Below are 18,846 nucleotides of genomic sequence, written 5' to 3' on the forward strand. Positions count from 1 at the left end.
GGATATGGAGGGATTCGAAACGGTCGCTTCGGATGGGCGGGGACCAGTCTATTCGGCTCCTCACACCCCCTTGCTGACCGAGCTCATATTGAAGTCCGGAATGCGCAGCGGCGGCACCGCGGCGCGGTTGAAGTAGTCGCTCCACTCCCGCGCCAGCGTCCGCTCGGTGCGCCCGGCCTCGGTGGCGCGGGCGAGCAGGTCCACCGGCGACTCGTTGAACCGGAAGTTGTTCACCTCGCCGACCACCTCGCCGTTCTCCACGAGATAGACGCCGTCCCTGGTCAGCCCGGTGAGCAGCAGCGTGGCCGGGTCGACCTCGCGGATGTACCACAGGCAGGTCAGCAGCAGCCCGCGCTCGGTGGAGGCGACCATCTCCTCCAGCGAGCGGGTGCCGCCCGCGTCCGCGATGAGGTTGTCGACCGCGGGGGCGAGCGGCAGCCCGGTGAGGGCGGAGGTGTGCCGGGTGGTGATCAACTGCTGGAGCACCCCGTCACGGACCCAGTCGGTGGCGGACAGCGGCAGACCGTTGTCGAAGACCGACGCGTCGTCCCCGGAGGAGTGCGCGATCACGAACGGCGCCGCCTCAAGACCCGGCTCGGCCGGGTCGCTGCGCAGCGTGAAGGGCAGCTCGGACAGCTTCTCGCCGACCCGGGTGCCACCGCCCGGCTTGCTGAAGACCGTACGGCCCTCCGCCGCGTCCCGCGCCGAGGACGACCACAACTGGTCGATCAGCAGATCGGCCACGGCGCTCGGGGGCAGCAGCGTCTCGTAGCGGCCGGCCGGCAGCTCGATCCTGCGCTCGGCCCAGGCGAGCCGCTGGGCGAGTTCGGCGTCGATCGCGGCCGGGTCCACATCGGTGAAGTCGCGGGTGGCCCGCCCGGCCCAGGCCGAACGCGTCCGGTCCGGGGACTTGGCGTTGACCTCCAGCGTGCCGGTGGGCTGGTCATGGCGCAGCCGCAGTCCGGTGGAGCTGCCGAGATAGCTGGAGACCAGCTCATGGTGGGCGAATCCGTACAGCTCCCGGCCGCCCGCGCGGGCCCGGGCGAAGGACTCGCCGAGGGCGGGGGCGAAGTCGGCGAACACCTCGGAGGAGGTCACGGCGGGGGAGTCGGTGAAGCCGGGGGAGACCGCCGCGCCCGGATCCCGCTCCACCAGCGGCTGGGCGTCCTCGGCCGGCTCCGCCTCCCGCGCGGCCGCCTCGGCGGCCCGGACCAGCGGCTCCAGCTCCTCGGCGGTGACCGCGGACCGGGACACCACGCCCGAGGCGGTGCCCTGCCCGCCGTTCACGGTGGCCACGACGGTCAGGGTGCGGCCGCGGGTGACGCCATTGGTCGTCAGGGCGTTGCCCGCCCAGCGCAGATTGGCCGTCGAGGTCTCGTTGGCGATCACCACACAGCCGTCCGCGCGGGACAGCTCCAGGGCGCGCTCGACGATCTCATGGGGCTTCACGCTCATCGTCCGGCCTCCTGGGTGGTGTTGAGGATGTTGACGCCGCGGAACAGCGCCGACGGGCAGCCGTGCGAGACCGCCGCGATCTGTCCGGGCTGGGCCTTGCCGCAGTTGAAGGCGCCGCCCAGGACATACGTCCGCGGGCCGCCCACGGCCGTCATCGAACCCCAGAAGTCGGTGGTGGTGGCCTGGTAGGCGAAGTCGCGCACCTGCCCGGCGAGGGCGCCGTTCCTGATGCGATACGCCCTTTGTGCCGTGAACTGGAAGTTGTACCGCTGCATATCGATCGACCACGAGCGGTCGCCGACCAGGTACAGGCCGTTCTCGACATCCCCGATCAGCTCCTGTGTCGAGGGGCCGCCGGGGGCGGGCTGGAGGGATACGTTCGCCATCCGCTGCACCGGCACATGGCCCGGCGAATCGGCGAAGGCGCAGCCGTTCGACCGCTCGAAGCCGGTCAGCCGGGCGATCCGGCGGTCCAGCTGATAGCCGACGAGGGTGCCGCCCTTCACCAGGTCCCAGGACTGGGCGGCCACGCCCTCGTCGTCGTACCCGATGGTGGCCAGCCCGTGCTCGGCGGTCCGGTCCCCGGTCACGTTCATGACCTCGGAGCCGTACGTCAACTTTCCGAGCTGGTCGAAGGTGGCGAAGGAGGTGCCCGCGTACGCCGCCTCGTAGCCGAGCGCGCGGTCCAGCTCGGTGGCGTGGCCGATCGACTCGTGGATGGTCAGCCACAGATTGGACGGGTCCACCACCAGGTCGTACGACCCGGGCTCGACGGATGGCGCGCGCATCTTCTCGGCCAGCAGTTCCGGGATCTCCGCCAGCTCCGCGTCCCAGTCCCAGCCGCCAGGGCCGGGCCCGCCGGGTCCGCCGGGCCCGCCGGTCAGATACTCCCAGCCGCGCCCGACCGGCGGAGCCAGGGTGCGCATCGAGTCGAACTCCCCGCTCGCCGGGTCCACGGCGACCGCGGTCAGCTGCGGATGGAGGCGCACCCGCTGCTGGGTGGTCGTGGTGCCCGCCGTGTCCGCGTAGAACTTGTTCTCCTGCACGGTCAGCAGCGACGCGTCCGCGTGCGCGACCCCATCGGCCGCGAGCAGCCGCTCGCTCCACTCGGCGAGCAGTCCGGTCTTGTCGGAGTCGGCCACATCGAACGGGTTGACCTCATACGAGGACACCCAGGTCTTGTCGGCGTGCACCGGCTCGTCCGCCAACTCCACGCGCTCGTCGGACCCCGCCGCCTCGATCACCTTGGCCGACAGCTTCGCCATCGCCACCGCCTGCGAGGCCACCCGCGCGGCGGCGTCCATGCTCAGATCCACCCCGGACGCGAACCCCCACGCCCCGCCGTGCACCACCCGCACCGCATACCCCAGATCGGTGGTGTCGGATGCCCCGGCCGTCCTGCCGTCCCGCAACCGCCATGCGGCGCTCCGCACCCGCTCCAACCGAAAGTCCGCATGCCCGGCCCCGAGCGCGCGGGCGCGCGCGAGCGCCGCATCCGCGAGCGCCCTGAGCGGCAGCGCGAGGAAGGACGGATCAATCTCGTGCGTCACGGGCGGCTCCTCTTCGTCGTGTACGTCGCGTGGTGTCCGTCCGCAGTGAACCATGACGGGCGGGGTGGGGCGCGGTAATTGCCCTTGGGGCCGGGGCGCGAGCGGGCGGCGATGAGGACCCCGTTGCTTCAGGTCGCCTACCGACTAGGCAAACTCGATGCCGAACCAACCTCGGCTGACACGTCAGCCGGTTTCACAGTTCGATTGGTCGATAAGCGAGCGCTTTATCAACGACCTCTTCTGCGGTGAGCGGTGGGTCCGAATAGTAAATCAGGCCCAGCACTCGAGGATGTGGGACGTTCCTTTCGAGGAGGGCAACGAGGTCGTCGTGCTCGCTTTCTGTGCCCTCTCCAGCCATAATTCTCTCGACCAGATTGATCAGTTCATCTCGTGTCATTTGGCCTCTCTCTCGTGCTGACCGATAACCTGACTAGCCTTGGTGATATCCAGGGTCCAGTACTTCCCTGTGGTACTGCGGCGTGGTCACGATGATGTTATCAAGGTCGTACACCCCACCGCCGCGTTGAATGGGAGTCGCATGGTGAAGGACGTACCGCTTATTCCCGCCGACGCTCTGATCGTCTGCCACAAACGGCGCCTTCCCTTGCGACATGAGAGTCTGGTTTGAAGGGCTGAACTGCGAAGCTAGCGAAGGATCGTTGGACACCTCGGTCCAGAATGCCTCGCGGAATTTATCAAAGCTGTCGAAGTGTCTTCCTTGGAGGGCTTGAGCGACTTGGCCGGGTATCCTTCCGGCGTTTCCTGAACTTCCTCTGAGCCAATCGCCGTCAACGTCTCTGAGACGCGAGCCTCCCGTTACGGCACCTCGACTGTTCCTGAGCTCAGTTGCTGTTTTCGAAGATCCGAAGCATGATTGCAGCCCAAGAGGATCCAGCCACTCAACAGGGTTGACGGCATAAAGATGATGGTGCGGTGCAGGCTCGAGGCCCAGCGGGTCGGTTGAGGCGTACCGCGCCGTTTCCGGGTCGTAGTGGCGGAAGTAGTTGTAGTGGAGGCCGGTTTCCGGGTCGGCGTATTGGCCGGGGAAGCGGAGGGGGCAGTCGGCTGAGCCGGGTGGGGCGGGGAGGGGGGTGCCCCAGAGGGTGGTGCGGTGTTGCCAGGCCAATTCCCCGTCAGGGGTGACCAGTTCCGTCGGGGTGCCGACCAGGTCGGTGATGATCGCGTGGAAGCGGGTCTCGGATCCGTGGTGCTCGGTTTGGGACAGGGGGCGGTGGGTGTTTGGGGCGTAGTCCCAGGTCAGCGTCGTGCCATCAGCCGCCGTCTGTTCGGCCAGCCTCGTGCCGTCCCACGCGAAGTCGATTCGGTCGGCGGCCGTGCCGTCCTTCGCAACGCGTTGTTTCGCCGTGCGGCGGCCCAACGGGTCGTACGTGTAGTGCCACCGCTCGCCGTCCGGCGTTGTCGCGTCCGTCAGGCGGTCTTCCGCGTTCCAGGTGTAGGTCCAGGTCCGGGTCTGGCCGTTCAGGAGTTTGCGGGTGCGGCGGACGAGGCGGCCCTGGGCGTCGTGTTCGTACGTGGTGCGGCCCGCGCGGTGGATCAGCGTGCCGGTGAACTCGCGGTCGCCGGGCGACTCATGGCCCGGGGCCGTGGCGTGCGTCAGGTTGCCCGCCGCGTCGTAGGCGTAGGTCTCGGTCCAGCCGTGGGCGTGGACCGCCGTCACGCGGCCGACCGGGTCGAGGTCGAAGCGACGGGTCCCGGAGGTCAGCTCGCGGATTTCGGTGAGGTGGTCGTCCGGGCGGTAGGCGTACGCCCGGTGCTGCAAGAGCCGCGCCGCGCCGGAAGCGTGGGTCAGGGCCTGTGTCGTCAGACGGTCCAGCGCGTCCCACGCCTGCGTCAGGGTCACATCGTCGCCGAACCTGCGTGTCGTCTCGCGGCCCGCAGCGTCGTACGCGAAGTGCAGCGCATTGTCCGCCGTGGTGAGGGACAGCGGGCGGCCGGTCGCGTCATACGTCCACGCCGACCGCAGGCCGCTCGGCGTGCTCCGCTCGGTGCGGTTGCCCGCCGCGTCGTACGCGTACGACGTCGTACGACCGCTCACCGTCTCCGTCAGGACCCGACCCCGCGCGTCATACGTGCGGCTCAGTTCCGTGTCCGGGTTCGCCGCCCGGGTCAGACGGCTCGCCGCGTCGTACGCGAACGTCGTCTCCGTGCCGTCCGCCGTGCGCGTGGCGACCGTACGGCCCAGCGCGTCACGCGTGTAGGCCAGCGCTTCGCCCGCGCCGTTCGCCCGGGATATCAGGCGGCCCGCCGCATCGTGCTCGTAGCTGAGCGTGCGGCCGTTGAAGTCCGTTTCCGAAACGACTCGCCCCGCCCCGTCGTACGTGTACGTCCACGTCCGGCCCTGCGGGTTCGTGACCCCGGTCAGGCGCAGTTCGGTGTCGTACTCGAAGGCGTACCTCGCCCCGTCCGGGTCGGTCCGCGTCGCCGGGAGGTCGAAGTGGGTGTGGGTGTGGCGGGTGGTGTTGCCCGCCGGGTCGGTGTGTTCGACGAGATTGCCCTCGGCGTCCCAGGCCCAGGTCTCGCGGCTGCCGTCCGGCCGGATGCGCCAGGCGGGCTTGCCCTCGATGGTCCAGCCTTGGCGGGTGACATGGCCCAGGGGGTCGGTGACGCGGGTGATGCGGCCATGGGTGCCCCGGCGGACCGTGGTCGTGTCGCCCAACGCGTCGGTGACCTCGATCGGCAGGCCCGCCGCGTCGCATACGACATGCGTGGTGTGGCCCAGCGCGTCCGTGACCGAGGTCAGGCTCCCCGACTCGTCATACGTGTAGTGCGTCTCCGCGCCCATCGGGTCCGTCGTCCGGACCCGGTTGCCCCGGTCGTCGTAGACGTGGCGCCACACGGCACCGTCCGGCTCCCGGACCTCCAGCGGCCGGCCGTACGCGTCGTACGTGGCCGTGGCCACCGTGCCGTCCGGGCGGTCGACGCGTATCAGGTTGCCGGAGTCGTCGTACGCGTAGCGGGTGGTGTGGCCCAGCGGGTCCGTCACCGACAGCGGCAGGCGGCGCGTCTCCGGGTCCCATTCGGTGCGGGTGGTGTGGCCCAGGGCATCGGTGCGGGCCACCGCCCGGTACGCCTCGTCGAAGACATACGTGACGCGGTGGCCGAGCGAATCCGTGTAGACGGTGGTGCGGGACGCCTCGTCGTAGTGGAAGCGGCCGGTCATCATGTCGTCCGAGCCGATGGTGCGCAGCACCCGGCCCCGGTGGTCATAGACGTACCCGAAGCTGGTGCCGTTGCGGTCGGTCCAGGACGTGACGCGGTGCTGGTCGTCGTAGGTGAACCGCATCGGCTGGCCGGCGGAGTTGAAGACCTCGGTCAGGTCGCCCACGCCGTTGTAGCCGAAGGAGACCAGCGCGGTCCCTCCCTCGGCGTCACCCACGCCCAGCAGGCGCAGCCCGGTGACGCGCATCAGCTCCGGATCGGTGTCGATCGCGATGCGGTACCCGCCGGAGTGCGCCACCTCGCGCGGGGTGCCGTCCTCGTCGTAGCTGAAGGTGATGGACCGGCCGTTGCGGTCCTCGATCACCGTCAGGGGGAGCTCGTTGCCACCCAGGCCGCCCAGCGGGTCGAAGCGCAGGGTGCGCCCCCGCTCCGGTATCTCGATCCGCATCGTGCCGCCCGCCGCGCCGTCCCAGCGCAGCGGCCAGCGCGGGCCCCGCGCCGGAAACGTGTCCTCCCCGGGCGTCGGCACCCCGTAGCGCAGCACCATGCCGTCGGCCGTGACGAACACGATCCCGTCCGCGTCCAGTTCCAGCCGCTGGTCGAGCGTGGCCGCCCAGGTGCGGCCGAACCAGCCGCCGCAGGTGTGGCCGGAGACGAAGGTGCGCTCCAGGACCAGGGGGAGCGCCCCGGGCAGGGACACATCCGTGGCCGACATGACCATCTCGCCGGTCGCGACGTCGACCGGGTCGTCCTCGCAGTCCCTGTCGTGGGTGTGGCGGTCGTGCGTGCCCTCGCTGTCCGCCCGCCCGGACGCCTCGCCGTCCCGGCCCAGGGCCTTCTTGCGGGCCGCCAGCCGCTGGGCGGCGGTCCTGCCCGTCTGGAGCCCCTTGCGCAGCGCGCTCGCGCCGCCCGTGGCCAGCGCGAGCAGCAGCGACGGGGTCATCTCGCCCGCCGCGCGCAGCGGGTCCTTGGACCACATGTCCCAGTTGGTGACCGCCTTCGCGAACTCCTTGGGGTGCTGGGCCGCGTACGCCGCGCCGTCCACCATGCCGGCCAGCTGCATCGCGAAGCCCTGGGCGTCGCCCTCGAGGAGCGAGGCGGGGAGCTCGGCCACGCCCAGGATGCCGTGGTGGACCTTCCACAGCCCGTCCTTGAGGCTGTCCCCGGCCTTCCGCCAATTGCTCGGCTTGTCCGGGGCCTTCTCCGCCGCCTTGTCGATCTTCTTCTTCGACGCGTCGACGACCAGCTGCAACTCCTCGATCAGCTTGTCCAGCCGACCGACACACCCCTCCATCGCGGCGATGCCCGGATCGGTCTCGGAAGGCTTCTCCGGCAACTGCTCGTCGCCGCGCTTCACCGCGTCGTTGTACGACTCGACCTTCTTGTGGTGCGCCTTGGAGGCCGCCCGCGCCGCGTCCGCGTCCTCGATGATCGGCTCACAGCGCTTCTGCACCGACCGCAGCTTGGTGGCGTACGCCGCCAGCGCGCTCGCCGCATGGGTGAACTGGTCGTGGCCCGAGGTCAGTTCCTTCGGCAGCCGGTCGACCGCCTTCCGGAACTCGCTCGCGCCCTTTCCCGACCAGTCCGCCAGCTCCAGCGGCCGCAGCTTGTCCTTGCCGTCCTGGAAGGCACCCGCGTACGCGCGCAGCTCCAGCACCAGGTCGTCGATGTCGTCCGGATTGCCGGGGATCAGATCCTTGGGCCCGGCGTCCGCCGGTATCCGTAACTGCGGGGCCCGCCCCGCGTCCGGATCGCCCATCAGGACTCGTCCCCGTACTCGCTCTGCAATGTGCGCGCGAACTTCGACAGCGCCGTATCCTCCGGGCGCTTCTCCATCTCCGGCGCGCCCACGTGCTCCCAGGACCACTTGCCCGCCGCGCCCGAGGGGAGCTTGGCCATGTTCTCGTCCGAGGGCCAGAAGTCCTTGATCCGCATCAGGTCCGCCAGCATGTACCCGGCTATCGCCTCGTACAGCCGCTCCACCACCGCGTCCGCGTGATCGGCCAGCTCACCCATGCCGAAGCCCCACGCCCTGAGGAATCCCTTGCCCGATTCCAGGATTTCGGGGGCGCCGCAGTGCTGGAGATGGGCCGTCAGCTTCTCCTGGCCGTTCTTCACGGCCCGGGCCCCGATGACCGACTCCTCCAGCGGGGCGATCAGGCCCTTCACCGACGCGATCTCGATCTTGTAGCCGTCGGCACCCTCGGTGCCGCCGTACTTGCCGTGTTCGCCGCCCTCGCTGGGGGCGCGGTTCGCATTCCGGGCATCAGGATCCGCCACGCTCAGCCCCCCTCCTCGTGGCCGTGTGCTTCCTGGCCTTCCGCTTCCGGTTCTCCGTCCGCGTCGCGCAGTGTCCGCGCGTCCAGCAGGAAGGGGTGCTCGCCCAGCGGATCCACCAGCGCCCGTACGCCCTCGGGCAGCAGGCCCACCACGTCCTCGACGGTCGTGGACGCCCATCCGCACGCCCCCGCGAAGCGCGCGAACCCTTCGAGCGAGGTGAAGACCGGTACGAGCGGGCCGCCTTCCGCGGTCTCCGAGACCAGGAAGCCCGGCTCCTCCGGGCGCTGGAAGTACAGCCGCGCATTCCGCAGCGCCGCCCACTTCTCCCGCTCCGTCATCCGCGCGGCGGTCTCCTGGCGGACGAGGTCCGCCAGCGTCTGTTTGCCCGCCTGACCAGGCGGTCTGCTGTCCCCTCCCCCAAACATGCGGGCCATCTTCGCACAGGCGACTGACACCACTGGTGACCGCCACGCGACTGGGCGTGATGGAAAAGGGCGGCGAACCTAAAGGTCTGAACCAATCCAGTCAACAGATGCACGGGCCGTGAGAGAGATCGGGGACCGGAAGTGCAAGATCGGCAGGGTCTACCGGTTTTGTCCGTGGCTGGCTATCCCTGGAAGGGCGGTCCAGGCGAGGGCCGCATTCCCGGAAGGAGCCCGGTCATGGATGACTGGTACGTGGACGACCGCTGTACCAACTGCGATGTCGCCCGGCAGTTCGCACCCGAGCTGATCAGCGAGGTCGGCGGGCGGTCGGAGGTCGTGCGTCAGCCGCGCGACGAGGCGGAGACGCGGCGCCTGCACGCGGCCGTCTTCGCCTGCCCCACCCGCTCGATCCGCCCGGTGTCCGGGCAGCCGGACCGGGCGCTCGACCCGTTCCCCATGGCGCTGGACGACGGTGTGCTGATCTGCGGCCACAACTCCCAGCACACCGCCGGGGCCAACTCCTATCTGCTGCCGCGGCCGTCCGGCACGGCGATGATGATCGACACACCGCGCTGGAGCCGGGAGCTGGCCGGGCGTTACGCGGCCTCGGGCCCCGTCACCGATGTGCTGCTGACCCACCGCGACCACGCCGCACACGGCCGTCGCTACGCGGACCACTTCGGTGCCCGGTTGTGGATCCACGAGGGCGACCTGGACGCGGCGCCCGACGCGGACCAGGTGATCCGGGGCCTGGAGCCCGTGGAGATCGGCCCGGGGGTCACGGCCCATCCGCTGCCGGGCCACACCCGGGGCAGTGTGCTCTACCTCGCGGACGACCGGTACTGCTTCAGCGGTGACAGCTTCTACTGGTCGCGCGCGCTCGGAGATCTGGCCGTGGCGGAGAGCGTGACCTGGCACTCCATCGAGGAGCTGGCCGCCTCGCTGACGAGGGTGGCCGGACGGCTGCGTTGCGAGTGGGTCCTGCCGGGCCACGGGGACCGGTGTCATCTGGACGCCGACGAGATGCCCCGGCGGTTGCGGGCGCTGGCGGAGCGCACGGGGCTGCTGCGGCCCCGGCCGATCGACTTCACGGCCGTCCGGTGGTGAGGGAGCGGCCGGGTGGGGGAGGGGCCGAGCCGGAGTCCGGTGGAGGTCGGTGACCACTGGGTTTCTGTAGGAAGTCGACAGGGAGGAGCACACGCCCCTGTGGGTGCCCGATTCCTCCTCGAGGGCCGGGGACCGATAGTTTGCGAGGGTAGGGGTCGGCACGCGCCGTGACGTCCCGTACGAAAATCGACAGAGATCGACAAGAGAAGGTGGTCCCTTGAGCCGCTCGGTTCTCGTCACCGGAGGCAACCGCGGCATCGGCCTCGCCATCGCCCGTGCCTTCGCCGACGCTGGCGACAAGGTCGCCATCACCTACCGGTCCGGTGAGCCGCCGGCCGGCTTCCTCGCGGTCAAGTGCGACATCACCGAGCCGGAGCAGGTCGAGCAGGCGTACAAGGAGATCGAGGAGAAGCACGGCACGGTGGAGGTCCTGGTGGCCAACGCCGGGGTCACCCGCGACCAGCTGCTGATGCGGATGACCGAGGAGGACTTCGCCGCCGTCCTCGAGACCAACCTCACCGGCACGTTCCGCGTGGTCAAGCGGGCCAACCGGGGGATGCTGCGGGCCCGTAAGGGGCGCGTGGTGCTGATCTCGTCGGTCGTCGGGCTGATGGGTTCGGCCGGTCAGGCGAACTACGCCGCGTCCAAGGCGGGCCTGGTCGGCTTCGCCCGCTCCCTCGCCCGTGAGCTGGGCTCGCGCAACATCACCGTCAATGTGGTCGCGCCCGGTTTCGTCGACACGGACATGACGCGCGCGCTCAGCGACGACCAGCGCGAGAACATCGTGAAGCAGGTACCGCTCGCGCGTTACGCGCAGCCCGAGGAGATCGCCGCCTCGGTCCGCTTCCTGGCCTCCGACGAGGCCGCGTACATCACTGGAGCCGTCATCCCCGTCGACGGCGGATTGGGCATGGGTCACTGAACGTCATGAGTGGAATTCTCGCCGGTAAGCGCATCCTGGTCACGGGCGTCATCACCGAGGCGTCCATCGCCTTCCACGCCGCCAAGCTGGCCCAGGAGGAGGGCGCCGAGGTCATCCTCACCGGCTTCGGCCGGGTCTCCCTCGTCGAGCGGATCGCCAAGCGGCTGCCCAAGCCCGCCCCGGTCATCGAGCTGGACGTGCAGAACCAGGAGCAGCTGGACGGCCTGGCCGACAAGGTGCGCGAGCACCTGGGCGAGGGCGTCGACCTCGACGGCGTGGTGCACTCCATCGCCTTCGGCCCGCAGGGCGCGTTCAACTTCCTCGAGGGCACCTGGGAGGACGTCGGCACGGCCGTGCACGTCTCGGCCTACTCCCTCAAGGCGCTCACCATGGCGTGCCTGCCGGTCATGCCGCGCGGCGGCTCGATCGTCGGCCTGACCTTCGACGCGCAGTTCGCCTGGCCGAAGTACGACTGGATGGGCGTGGCCAAGGCCGCGTTGGAGTCCACCAACCGCTACCTCGCCCGTGACCTGGGCGAGAAGAACGTGCGCTGCAACCTGGTCTCCGCCGGGCCCATCAAGTCCATGGCCGCGAAGTCCATCCCCGGCTTCGAGGATCTCGCGGACGTGTGGAACCACCGGGCCCCGATCGGCTGGGACCTGACCGACCCGGAGCCGGCCGGCCGCGGCGTCGTGGCCCTGCTGTCCGACTGGTTCCCGCGCACCACGGGCGAGATCGTGCATGTCGACGGCGGTGTGCACATGATGGGTGCCTGAGTGCACATGACGGGTACCTGAGCCCACGGCCGCGCCCACGGCGTTTCCACGTGACGGCCGCCGTCCCGCTCCCGCGCACCGCGGGTCCGGGCGGCGGCCGTTCCGTGTTCGCGTTCACCCGTTCGGGGGAGCAGGACGCGCGTACGGGTGGCGGGCACGCGCACTGTGGAGTCATACACCCCGTAACGCCTGATACGCCCGATACTCCCGAGCCCCCGATACGCCTGTCACGTCGAACCGACTCACCGGAGCGCCGGCGCCAGCGGCACGGCCGAGGAGGTCCCGCATGCGTACGACCCGCCGTGTCGCGGCCGCGGTGCTGCTCGTCGCCACGGTGGGTCTGATCATCGCCGCCTCCAACTCCGCCGCGCAGGACCGGCCCCGGCCGCGCGAGGCCGCCTGCAGCACCACGGTGCGCGGCTCGCACGCCACCGCCAACTGCTTCAACCCCAATCCGGGCGCCGACCGGGTGCAGCTGCATGTCGAATGCGCCCGCTGGTGGGATCCGGACATGGACGCCCGCCCGGTGCAGGTCGGCCCGGCGCAGTATGTGCGGCTCGCCGAACGCTGCTGGAAGGAGATACGGAAGGCGTGGGTGAGCCACCGCTGAGCGCGGGGCTGTCACGCATGCGTCCGCCCGTGGCCCGATCTGCCGGTCGACCTCGCTCAGCGGCCCCGGAAACGGCAGCCGAACGGGTGGGTGCTGGCCTCGGCCGCCGCCCGCTCCCCGTCCCCCTCCCGGATCGCCTCCACCAGCCGTCCGTGGTCCACATACGTGTCCGGGCCCATCCCGCTGTCGACGTCCGCGCGCAGGAAGTCCCGTACGACCGCGCCCAGGTCCGCGTACAGCTCGGCCAGCACATCGTTGTGCGCGGCGGCCACGACCGCCATGTGCAAGGTGGCGTCCGCCTCGACGAAGGCGTCCGGGTCGCCCGCCTCCCAGGCCCGCTCGCGCCGGTCCAGCTGGGCGTCGAGCTGCTTGAGGTCCTGTTCGGTGCGGCGCTCCGCGGCCAGATGGGCCGCCTTGGTCTCCAGGGCGCTGCGCAGCTCGGCCACATGACGGGGGTCGGCGCCGGCGAAGCGGCGGTGCATCACCCCGGCCAGCTCGCTGGTCGCCAGGACGTACGTGCCCGAGCCCTGGCGGATGTCCAGCAGCCCGTTGTGCGCGAGGGCGCGCACGGCCTCCCGTACGGTGTTGCGCGCGACCCCGAGCTGCTCGACCAGCTCGGGCTCGGTCGGAATCCGCGAGCCCACCGGCCACTCGCCCGAGGTGATCTGGGCGCGCAACTGGGCGATCACCTGGTCGGCGAGGGCGGAGCGCCGGGGCGAGGTCAGCGGCATGACTCTCCTGTGCGTGCGGCAGATAGGGATGCGGCCCGAGGTGGGCAAGCGGACGACCCTTCCATGATGCCGTCCGGCCGTTACCGGGTGGTCGCTATCCACTGGACGGGCATTCATCCCATGATTCTATGATGGTCGGCATGCATACGCCCCCGTCCGACGACCTCGCGACGCACGAGACCACTGCCTCCGCGCCCCGCCCGGCGGAACACGGAGGACCGCGCCGCCCGGCCTCGCCCTGGCGCGGCCGCGTCATGGCGGCAGGGCTCATGCTCGCCGCGCTCAATCTCCGCCCCGCCGTCACCAGCCTCGGTCCGCTGCTCGAGGAGGTCCGCGACGACCTCGGGATGAGCGGCACCGTCGCCGGAGTGCTCACCTCCGTGCCCGCGGCCTGCTTCGCGCTCTTCGGGCTCACCGCGCCCCGGCTGGCCCGGCGCTGGGGGCCGGGGGCCATCGTCTGCGCCGGGCTCGCCGCCATCGCCACCGGTCTGCTGCTGCGCCCCTTCGCCGGCGGGACCGTGGTCTTCCTGGCCGCCAGCGCGCTCGCCCTGGCCGGGATCGCGGTGAGCAACATCCTGATGCCGGTGATCGTCAAGCGCTGGTTCCCGGACCGGGTCGGCTCGATGACCGGGCTGTACTCGATGGGCCTGTCGCTGGGCACGGCCGCCGCCGCGGCGGCCACCGTGCCGATGACCGACGCACTGGGCGGCTCCTGGCGGACCGGACTCGGCGCGTGGGCGCTGCTCGCCGCGGTGGCGCTGGTGCCCTGGCTGTTCCTCGCCCGCGCCGGTGCGAGCGGCCCGGGGGCGGGCGGTACGGAGAGGGACGCGCCTGCCCCGGCCGAGACTGCCGCGGCCCCGGCCGACGCCCCCGCGATGCGCATCACCCGCTCCCCCCTCGCCTGGGCGATGGCCGTCTTCTTCGGCTTCCAGGCCACCGCCGCGTACATCTCCATGGGCTGGATGCCGCAGATCTTCCGGGACGCGGGGGTCTCCGCCTCCACCTCGGGTCTGCTGCTGGCCGTGATGATGGCGATGGGCGTGCCGCTCGCCTTCGTCCTGCCGCGGATCGCCGCCCGGCTGCGGCACCAGGGCGTCCTGGTCGTCATCCTCGGCGTCTTCGGGCTCACGGGTTACGCCGGGCTGTGGCTGGCCCCGGCCGAGGGCGCCTGGGCGTGGGCCGTGCTGCTCGGCATCGCCAACTGCGCCTTCCCGCTCGCCCTCACCATGATCGGCATGCGGACGAGGACCAACGCGGGCGTCGTCCGGCTGTCGGCCTTCGCGCAGAGCGTCGGCTATCTGCTGTCCATCCCGGGCCCGCTGCTGGTCGGCGTGCTCTACCAGCACAGCGGCGGCTGGGGGCAGCCGCTCGCGCTGATGGCCGGGTTCATGGTGCCGCAGATCGTCGCGGGCGTACTGGCCGGACGCGACCGCCACCTCGAGGACGAAGCCTGACGAGCACAGAGCCTGACGAGGACGAAGCTTGACGAGGACCAAGCCTGACGAGCGCGATGTCGGCCGAGGGCGAGGGCTGAGCGGTCTCGCGCACCGGGGATGGGACACTGGTGCCATGCCAGTGCTCGATGAGAACCCCCCGAACGGCCAGAAGAAGCTCCTCGTCATCTTCGGCGTGATGCTGGGCATCACCGTGATCATCGGCGTGATCGCCACCATCGCCTCGCCCTGACCTGGTGTGCCGGCCGGATGGTGGGGCCGGCCCCACCATCCCCTAGGGGGCAGGGCTCAGGGGTAACTGGGTGGCTCACCGGATGGGAGACGCCCCGCCCGCTCCGTACCGTCGAACCATCGACACGTTCGGCGACCCCGGAGGCGATCCCATGTCCGCCCGCACCCGTACCCGGCCCGCGCACCCGGTGGACAGCGGCATGGACACCCGGCTGCCGTGGTGGGCCGTCGCCCTCCCGGCCGTGGCCTTCGCGGCGCTGCTGCTCCTGCTGACCGGACCCACCGACGCCCACGCCGACAGCGGCGGCTCCGGGCCGGTCTCGCAGGTCGTGGAGTTGGTGCGGCGGACCTTCGGAGAGGCGGCACCGTGACCACCGTAGGCGGTGGCGATCAGTTGTGTCCGCCATATCGCGGGTGTGCTCACGTTTGACGAGGTCGTTCCAACACCCTGCGCCTCGTGCACCGATTCATGCGAAGCTGGGACGCATGAGCGTCGATGTGCCCCGCAGGATTGTCCTCCTTCGACACGCCAAGGCCGACTGGCCCCAGGTGGCCGACCATGAGCGCCCGCTCGCGGAGCGCGGCCGCAATGACGCCCCGCTCGCCGGGCGCCGGATCGCGGAGGCCGGTCTCACCCCCGAACTCACCCTCTGCTCCACCGCACTGCGCACCCGTGAGACCTGGAAGCTGGTGGTCCACGAGCTGCCGCAGCGCCCCAAGACCGTCTACGAGGAGCGGCTGTACGACGCCCCGGTCGGTCAGCTCATCGAGGTGATCAACGAGACTTCGGACGACATCACCGACCTGCTGGTCGTCGGTCACAACCCCGGGATGCACGGTCTCGCCGACGCGCTGGCGGGCGAGGCCGACGAGGGCGCCAAGGAGCGCATGGACCGCGGAGCCTTCCCCACCTCCGCGTTCGCGGTCGTGACGTTCAGCGGCTCGTGGAAGTCGGTCGAGGTCGGCTGCGGGCGGCTGACCAGCTTCTGGGCGCCCCACGAGTGAGCCGCCGGGGCCCTGATCCCGGCTGAGCCGCCCGGTCTCCAGCCCCGGCTGAGCCGCCCCGGCTGATCCGCCGGGCGGGCCGCCCCGGGCGTGACCCCAGGTCCCAACGCACCGGCCCCCGCTCCGCCGTCGTCGTAGTCGTACGGGGGAGCGGGGGCCGGTGCGCGTTCCGGGCCGGGCTCGTCAGTCCACGTGCGCGTCCGCCGCCTCGACCTCTTCGCGGGTCACGCCCAGCAGATACAGCACGGCGTCCAGGAACGGCACGTTCACGGCGGTGTGCGCGGCCTCCCGGACCACCGGCTTGGCGTTGAAGGCGACCCCCAGCCCCGCCGCGTTCAGCATGTCCAGGTCGTTCGCCCCGTCGCCGATCGCGACCGTCTGCACCAGCGGCACCCCCGCCTCGGCCGCGAAGCGACGCAGCAGCCGGGCCTTGCCCGCCCGGTCCACCACCTCGCCGATCACCCGGCCGGTCAGCTTGCCGTCCACGACCTCCAGGGTGTTGGCGGAGGCGAAGTCCAGGCCAAGACGCTCCTTGAGGTCGTCGGTGACCTGCGTAAAGCCGCCGGAGACCACGCCCACCTGATAGCCGAGCCGCTTCAGCGTGCGGATCAGCGTACGGGCGCCGGGGGTGAGCCGGACCTCGGCGCGCACCTTCTCCACCACGGACTCGTCGATCCCCGCCAGCAACGCGACCCGCGCGTGCAGCGACTGCTCGAAGTCCAGCTCACCGCGCATCGCCCGGGCCGTGACCTCGGCGACCTCGGCCTGACACCCGGCATGCGCGGCGAAGAGCTCGATCACCTCGTCCTGGATCAGGGTGGAGTCCACATCCATGACCACCAGCCGCTGCGCCCGGCGCTGCAGCCCCGACGCGACCACGGCCACATCGACGCCGATGTCGGCGGCCTCGGTGGCCAGGGCGGTGCGCAGCGGCTCCGTCTCGGCGCCGGACACCTCGAACTCCACGGCCGTCACCGGGTACTTCGCCAGCCGGAAGATCCGGTCGATATTGCCGCCGGTGCCGGTGATCCGGGAGGCGATGGCGGCCGTCGACTCGGCGGTCAGCGGATTCCCCAGCACGGTGACATGCGACCGGCCCGTGCCACGCGGCCGGTTGTCGCCCCGGCCGGAGATGATCTCGGCCTGGAGCCGCATCGACTCCGCCCAGCCGTGCACGGTGGCCCGCAGATCACCCTCCGCCCCGTCGGCCTTGGGCGCCGTGACCAGGACGCACAGCACGATGCGGCCCCGGGTGACGACCTGCTCTATGTCGACTATGTGGACGCCGTAGGCGGCGAGGGTGTCGCAGAGCCCGGCGGTGATACCGGGGCGGTCCTTGCCGAAGATCTTGACAAGGAGGGTGGGGACGTCATCGTCCGGGACGGTGGCGACAGGGGGGATCCGCGATGCGCTCATGGTCTTCCCACCGTATCCGGCCGCCTCCGCGATGCGCGCGGCAGCCCGCACCGTGGACGGCCGGCCGAGGGGATACGTTCATGTCCCGGTCGCCGTGATGTCACCCCTCGCATGATCGGCGACGTCATACGCCACGCCCGCTCGGCCCCCGGGGCCCGCCGGGGCCGCCGTCCGCCTCGTCCAGCCGCGCGAGCGCCACCACCCGGCGCCCCGCCGCGCCCGTCGCCCATGCCGCCAGCGCTCCCACGGCCCCCGCCGCCGCGCCCCACCCCGCGCCCAGCGCCGGCGCGAGCGCGGCGTTCCCGTACAGCTCGATTCCCGCCCCGAAGGCGTCGAAGCCGAGCACGGACAGGCTCGCCCCCGCCGAGACCCGGGTCAGCCCCACCAGCAGCGGCAGCGCGAGCGCCGTGACCACGCCCAGGCGCAGCGCGCACCACCCCGCGAAGGCGAGCGGCCGGGAGCCCGCCACGGGCGTACGGGCCGCGGTGAGCACCCCGGCGGCGAGCATCAGCAGCACACTCGCGACCACCAGCAGCCAGACCCGGCCGTCGAGCTCGGCCAGCCGCCCCACCGTGAGCCGCTCCCCGCCCGGCCCGGCGAGCAGGTCGTCCACCGGGTCGGGCAGCACATGCCGCAGCGCGCCGCTCGCCCTGCCGTACCAGGGGACGAACAGCCCCAGCGGTACGCCGATCCATACCCCGTTGGGGGCGCCGAGCAGCGCCGACCCGAGCACCAGCCGCGGATGGTCGTCCCCGATCGCCGCGTAGACCCCGGCCACCAGGCCCGCGCCGACCGCGAGCACCAGCACCCCGCACAGGGCGGACACCGCCGGCCGGACCGTGCGGTGCAGCGCCCGCCCGCCGGGCGGCAGCGGGGTACGACGCGAGGCGAGCAGCGCGAGCAGCAGGACGGCGACGACCCACACCAGGCCGCCCAGCAGCGAGCGGCCGGGGGCCACGGTGAAGCCGACGGACGCCTTGGCCGCGACGAGGTCGGACAGCCGGTCCGGCAGCAGCCCGCCGCCGATGTCCGCGATATCGCCGAGCTGCTCGGGGAGCCGGCTCAGCAGATCGTGCTCGGCTCGCTCGGTGCCGAGGCCGCGATGGACGAGCGTGGCGCCGTCGATCGTGACCGTATCGTTGCCCACCCAGGTCAGCCCGGCGAGCAGCAGCAGGAAGAGCACGGCCACCAGGCCGGCCCGCGCGGCGAGTTCGGCCCGTCCGATCACCGCCCCCGCGCCCCGCAACGACCGTACGAACAGCCATCCCAGCAGCAGCGCGCCGACCAGGCTCACCCCGAGTGGCGCGATATCGATGGCGGCGCGGGCCTGCGCGCCCTCCAGTCCGAAGGCGCCCACATCGCCGGACGGAGTGACGGAACCGCCGACCGCGAGCACCGTCGCCGCGGCGGTCATCGGCCCGAGCGCGCCCGCCCCGTCCGCGCCGATCAGGTGCAGACCGAGCGCGGCGATCCCCACCATGGCCAAGAACGCCCAGCTCACCGGGGCGATCGCGGCGAGCAGCGCGGGTCCCCAGGGCACTCGTACGCCGCCGCTCGCGCTCATACCGCCGACCCCCCGATCGTCGCGAGTTGCCCGGATAAACCATGATCCGCACTATCCGTCGGCGCTTACCACTTTCCGAGGGCCTTTCGGATGAGTCAATGACGCCCGAGATGTGGTCTTGTCAAAACCCGACTTCCGGT

General features: G+C 71.3%; 17 protein-coding genes. 8 read left to right on the forward strand and 9 right to left on the reverse strand.

Going from position 1 to position 18,846, the window contains the following annotated elements; translation table 11 throughout:
- Positions 1 to 60: 60 nt before the first annotated feature.
- The 6 genes from ACZ6TD_RS35555 to ACZ6TD_RS35580 form a co-directional block, all read right to left on the reverse strand.
- The gene (locus tag ACZ6TD_RS35555) at positions 61 to 1,455 is read right to left on the reverse strand and encodes a metallopeptidase TldD-related protein (protein WP_471344709.1); all 1,395 of its coding nucleotides are present in this window, start codon (positions 1,453 to 1,455) and stop codon (positions 61 to 63) included.
- Entirely contained in the window at positions 1,452 to 3,005 is a 1,554-nt protein-coding gene (locus tag ACZ6TD_RS35560; RefSeq protein ID WP_471344711.1) for a TldD/PmbA family protein, read from the reverse strand. Before ACZ6TD_RS35560 ends, ACZ6TD_RS35555 begins: the two co-directional genes overlap by 4 nt.
- 193 nt (positions 3,006 to 3,198) lie before the next feature.
- Positions 3,199 to 3,402, reverse strand: coding sequence for a bacteriocin immunity protein (locus ACZ6TD_RS35565; protein WP_471344712.1), 204 nt, complete (start codon positions 3,400 to 3,402; stop codon positions 3,199 to 3,201).
- A 33-nt stretch (positions 3,403 to 3,435) separates the two neighbouring features.
- Positions 3,436 to 7,944: a putative T7SS-secreted protein gene (locus tag ACZ6TD_RS35570; protein ID WP_471344713.1), complete on the reverse strand. Its 4,509-nt coding sequence runs from the start codon at positions 7,942 to 7,944 to the stop codon at positions 3,436 to 3,438.
- Positions 7,944 to 8,465, reverse strand: a complete 522-nt coding sequence (locus tag ACZ6TD_RS35575) for a hypothetical protein (protein ID WP_471344715.1) — start codon at positions 8,463 to 8,465, stop codon at positions 7,944 to 7,946. Before ACZ6TD_RS35575 ends, ACZ6TD_RS35570 begins: the two co-directional genes overlap by 1 nt.
- A gap of 2 nt (positions 8,466 to 8,467) precedes the next feature.
- Positions 8,468 to 8,890 (reverse strand): SseB family protein, encoded by a 423-nt coding sequence (locus tag ACZ6TD_RS35580; protein ID WP_471344716.1) that lies wholly within the window; start codon positions 8,888 to 8,890, stop codon positions 8,468 to 8,470.
- Positions 8,891 to 9,127: 237 nt separating this feature from the next.
- Here ACZ6TD_RS35580 and ACZ6TD_RS35585 point away from each other — a divergent pair, with 237 nt between their 5' ends.
- The 4 genes from ACZ6TD_RS35585 to ACZ6TD_RS35600 all read left to right on the forward strand — a co-directional run bounded on the left by ACZ6TD_RS35585 (position 9,128) and on the right by ACZ6TD_RS35600 (position 12,305).
- The gene (locus ACZ6TD_RS35585; RefSeq protein WP_471344718.1) at positions 9,128 to 9,997 is read left to right on the forward strand and encodes a 4Fe-4S domain-containing protein; all 870 of its coding nucleotides are present in this window, start codon (positions 9,128 to 9,130) and stop codon (positions 9,995 to 9,997) included.
- A gap of 217 nt (positions 9,998 to 10,214) precedes the next feature.
- Positions 10,215 to 10,919, forward strand: a complete 705-nt coding sequence (gene fabG / locus ACZ6TD_RS35590) for a 3-oxoacyl-[acyl-carrier-protein] reductase (protein ID WP_137977391.1) — start codon at positions 10,215 to 10,217, stop codon at positions 10,917 to 10,919.
- A gap of 5 nt (positions 10,920 to 10,924) precedes the next feature.
- Positions 10,925 to 11,695 carry an enoyl-ACP reductase FabI gene (gene fabI / locus ACZ6TD_RS35595; RefSeq protein WP_471344719.1) on the forward strand — a complete coding sequence of 257 codons (771 nt, stop codon included), beginning with the start codon at positions 10,925 to 10,927 and terminating at the stop codon, positions 11,693 to 11,695.
- Positions 11,696 to 11,981: 286 nt separating this feature from the next.
- Positions 11,982 to 12,305, forward strand: a complete 324-nt coding sequence (locus ACZ6TD_RS35600) for a hypothetical protein (protein WP_471344721.1) — start codon at positions 11,982 to 11,984, stop codon at positions 12,303 to 12,305.
- 56 nt (positions 12,306 to 12,361) lie between these two features.
- On the opposite strand, the gene ACZ6TD_RS35605 is transcribed toward ACZ6TD_RS35600, so the two are convergent.
- Positions 12,362 to 13,036, reverse strand: a complete 675-nt coding sequence (locus ACZ6TD_RS35605; protein WP_470005012.1) for a FadR/GntR family transcriptional regulator — start codon at positions 13,034 to 13,036, stop codon at positions 12,362 to 12,364.
- A gap of 140 nt (positions 13,037 to 13,176) precedes the next feature.
- On the opposite strand from ACZ6TD_RS35605, the gene ACZ6TD_RS35610 reads away from it, so the two are divergent.
- From ACZ6TD_RS35610 to ACZ6TD_RS35625, 4 genes are all read left to right on the forward strand, one after another.
- Positions 13,177 to 14,490 carry a CynX/NimT family MFS transporter gene (locus ACZ6TD_RS35610; protein WP_471344723.1) on the forward strand — a complete coding sequence of 438 codons (1,314 nt, stop codon included), beginning with the start codon at positions 13,177 to 13,179 and terminating at the stop codon, positions 14,488 to 14,490.
- Positions 14,491 to 14,605: 115 nt separating this feature from the next.
- Positions 14,606 to 14,722, forward strand: a complete 117-nt coding sequence (locus tag ACZ6TD_RS35615) for an SGM_5486 family transporter-associated protein (protein ID WP_251983317.1) — start codon at positions 14,606 to 14,608, stop codon at positions 14,720 to 14,722.
- Positions 14,723 to 14,873: 151 nt separating this feature from the next.
- Positions 14,874 to 15,092 carry a hypothetical protein gene (locus ACZ6TD_RS35620; RefSeq protein ID WP_198271108.1) on the forward strand — a complete coding sequence of 73 codons (219 nt, stop codon included), beginning with the start codon at positions 14,874 to 14,876 and terminating at the stop codon, positions 15,090 to 15,092.
- Between the two features lie 115 nt (positions 15,093 to 15,207).
- A complete protein-coding gene (locus ACZ6TD_RS35625) occupies positions 15,208 to 15,726 on the forward strand; it encodes a SixA phosphatase family protein (protein ID WP_471344725.1) in 519 nt (172 codons plus the stop codon).
- A 183-nt stretch (positions 15,727 to 15,909) separates the two neighbouring features.
- Here ACZ6TD_RS35625 and serB read toward each other — a convergent pair whose 3' ends face one another.
- Both serB and ACZ6TD_RS35635 read right to left on the reverse strand, forming a co-directional pair.
- A complete protein-coding gene (gene serB, locus ACZ6TD_RS35630; protein ID WP_471344726.1) occupies positions 15,910 to 17,142 on the reverse strand; it encodes a phosphoserine phosphatase SerB in 1,233 nt (410 codons plus the stop codon).
- Positions 17,143 to 17,266: 124 nt separating this feature from the next.
- Positions 17,267 to 18,706: a streptophobe family protein gene (locus tag ACZ6TD_RS35635; protein WP_471344728.1), complete on the reverse strand. Its 1,440-nt coding sequence runs from the start codon at positions 18,704 to 18,706 to the stop codon at positions 17,267 to 17,269.
- Positions 18,707 to 18,846 lie beyond the last annotated feature (140 nt).

This window comes from Streptomyces yongxingensis, from assembly GCF_055597465.1.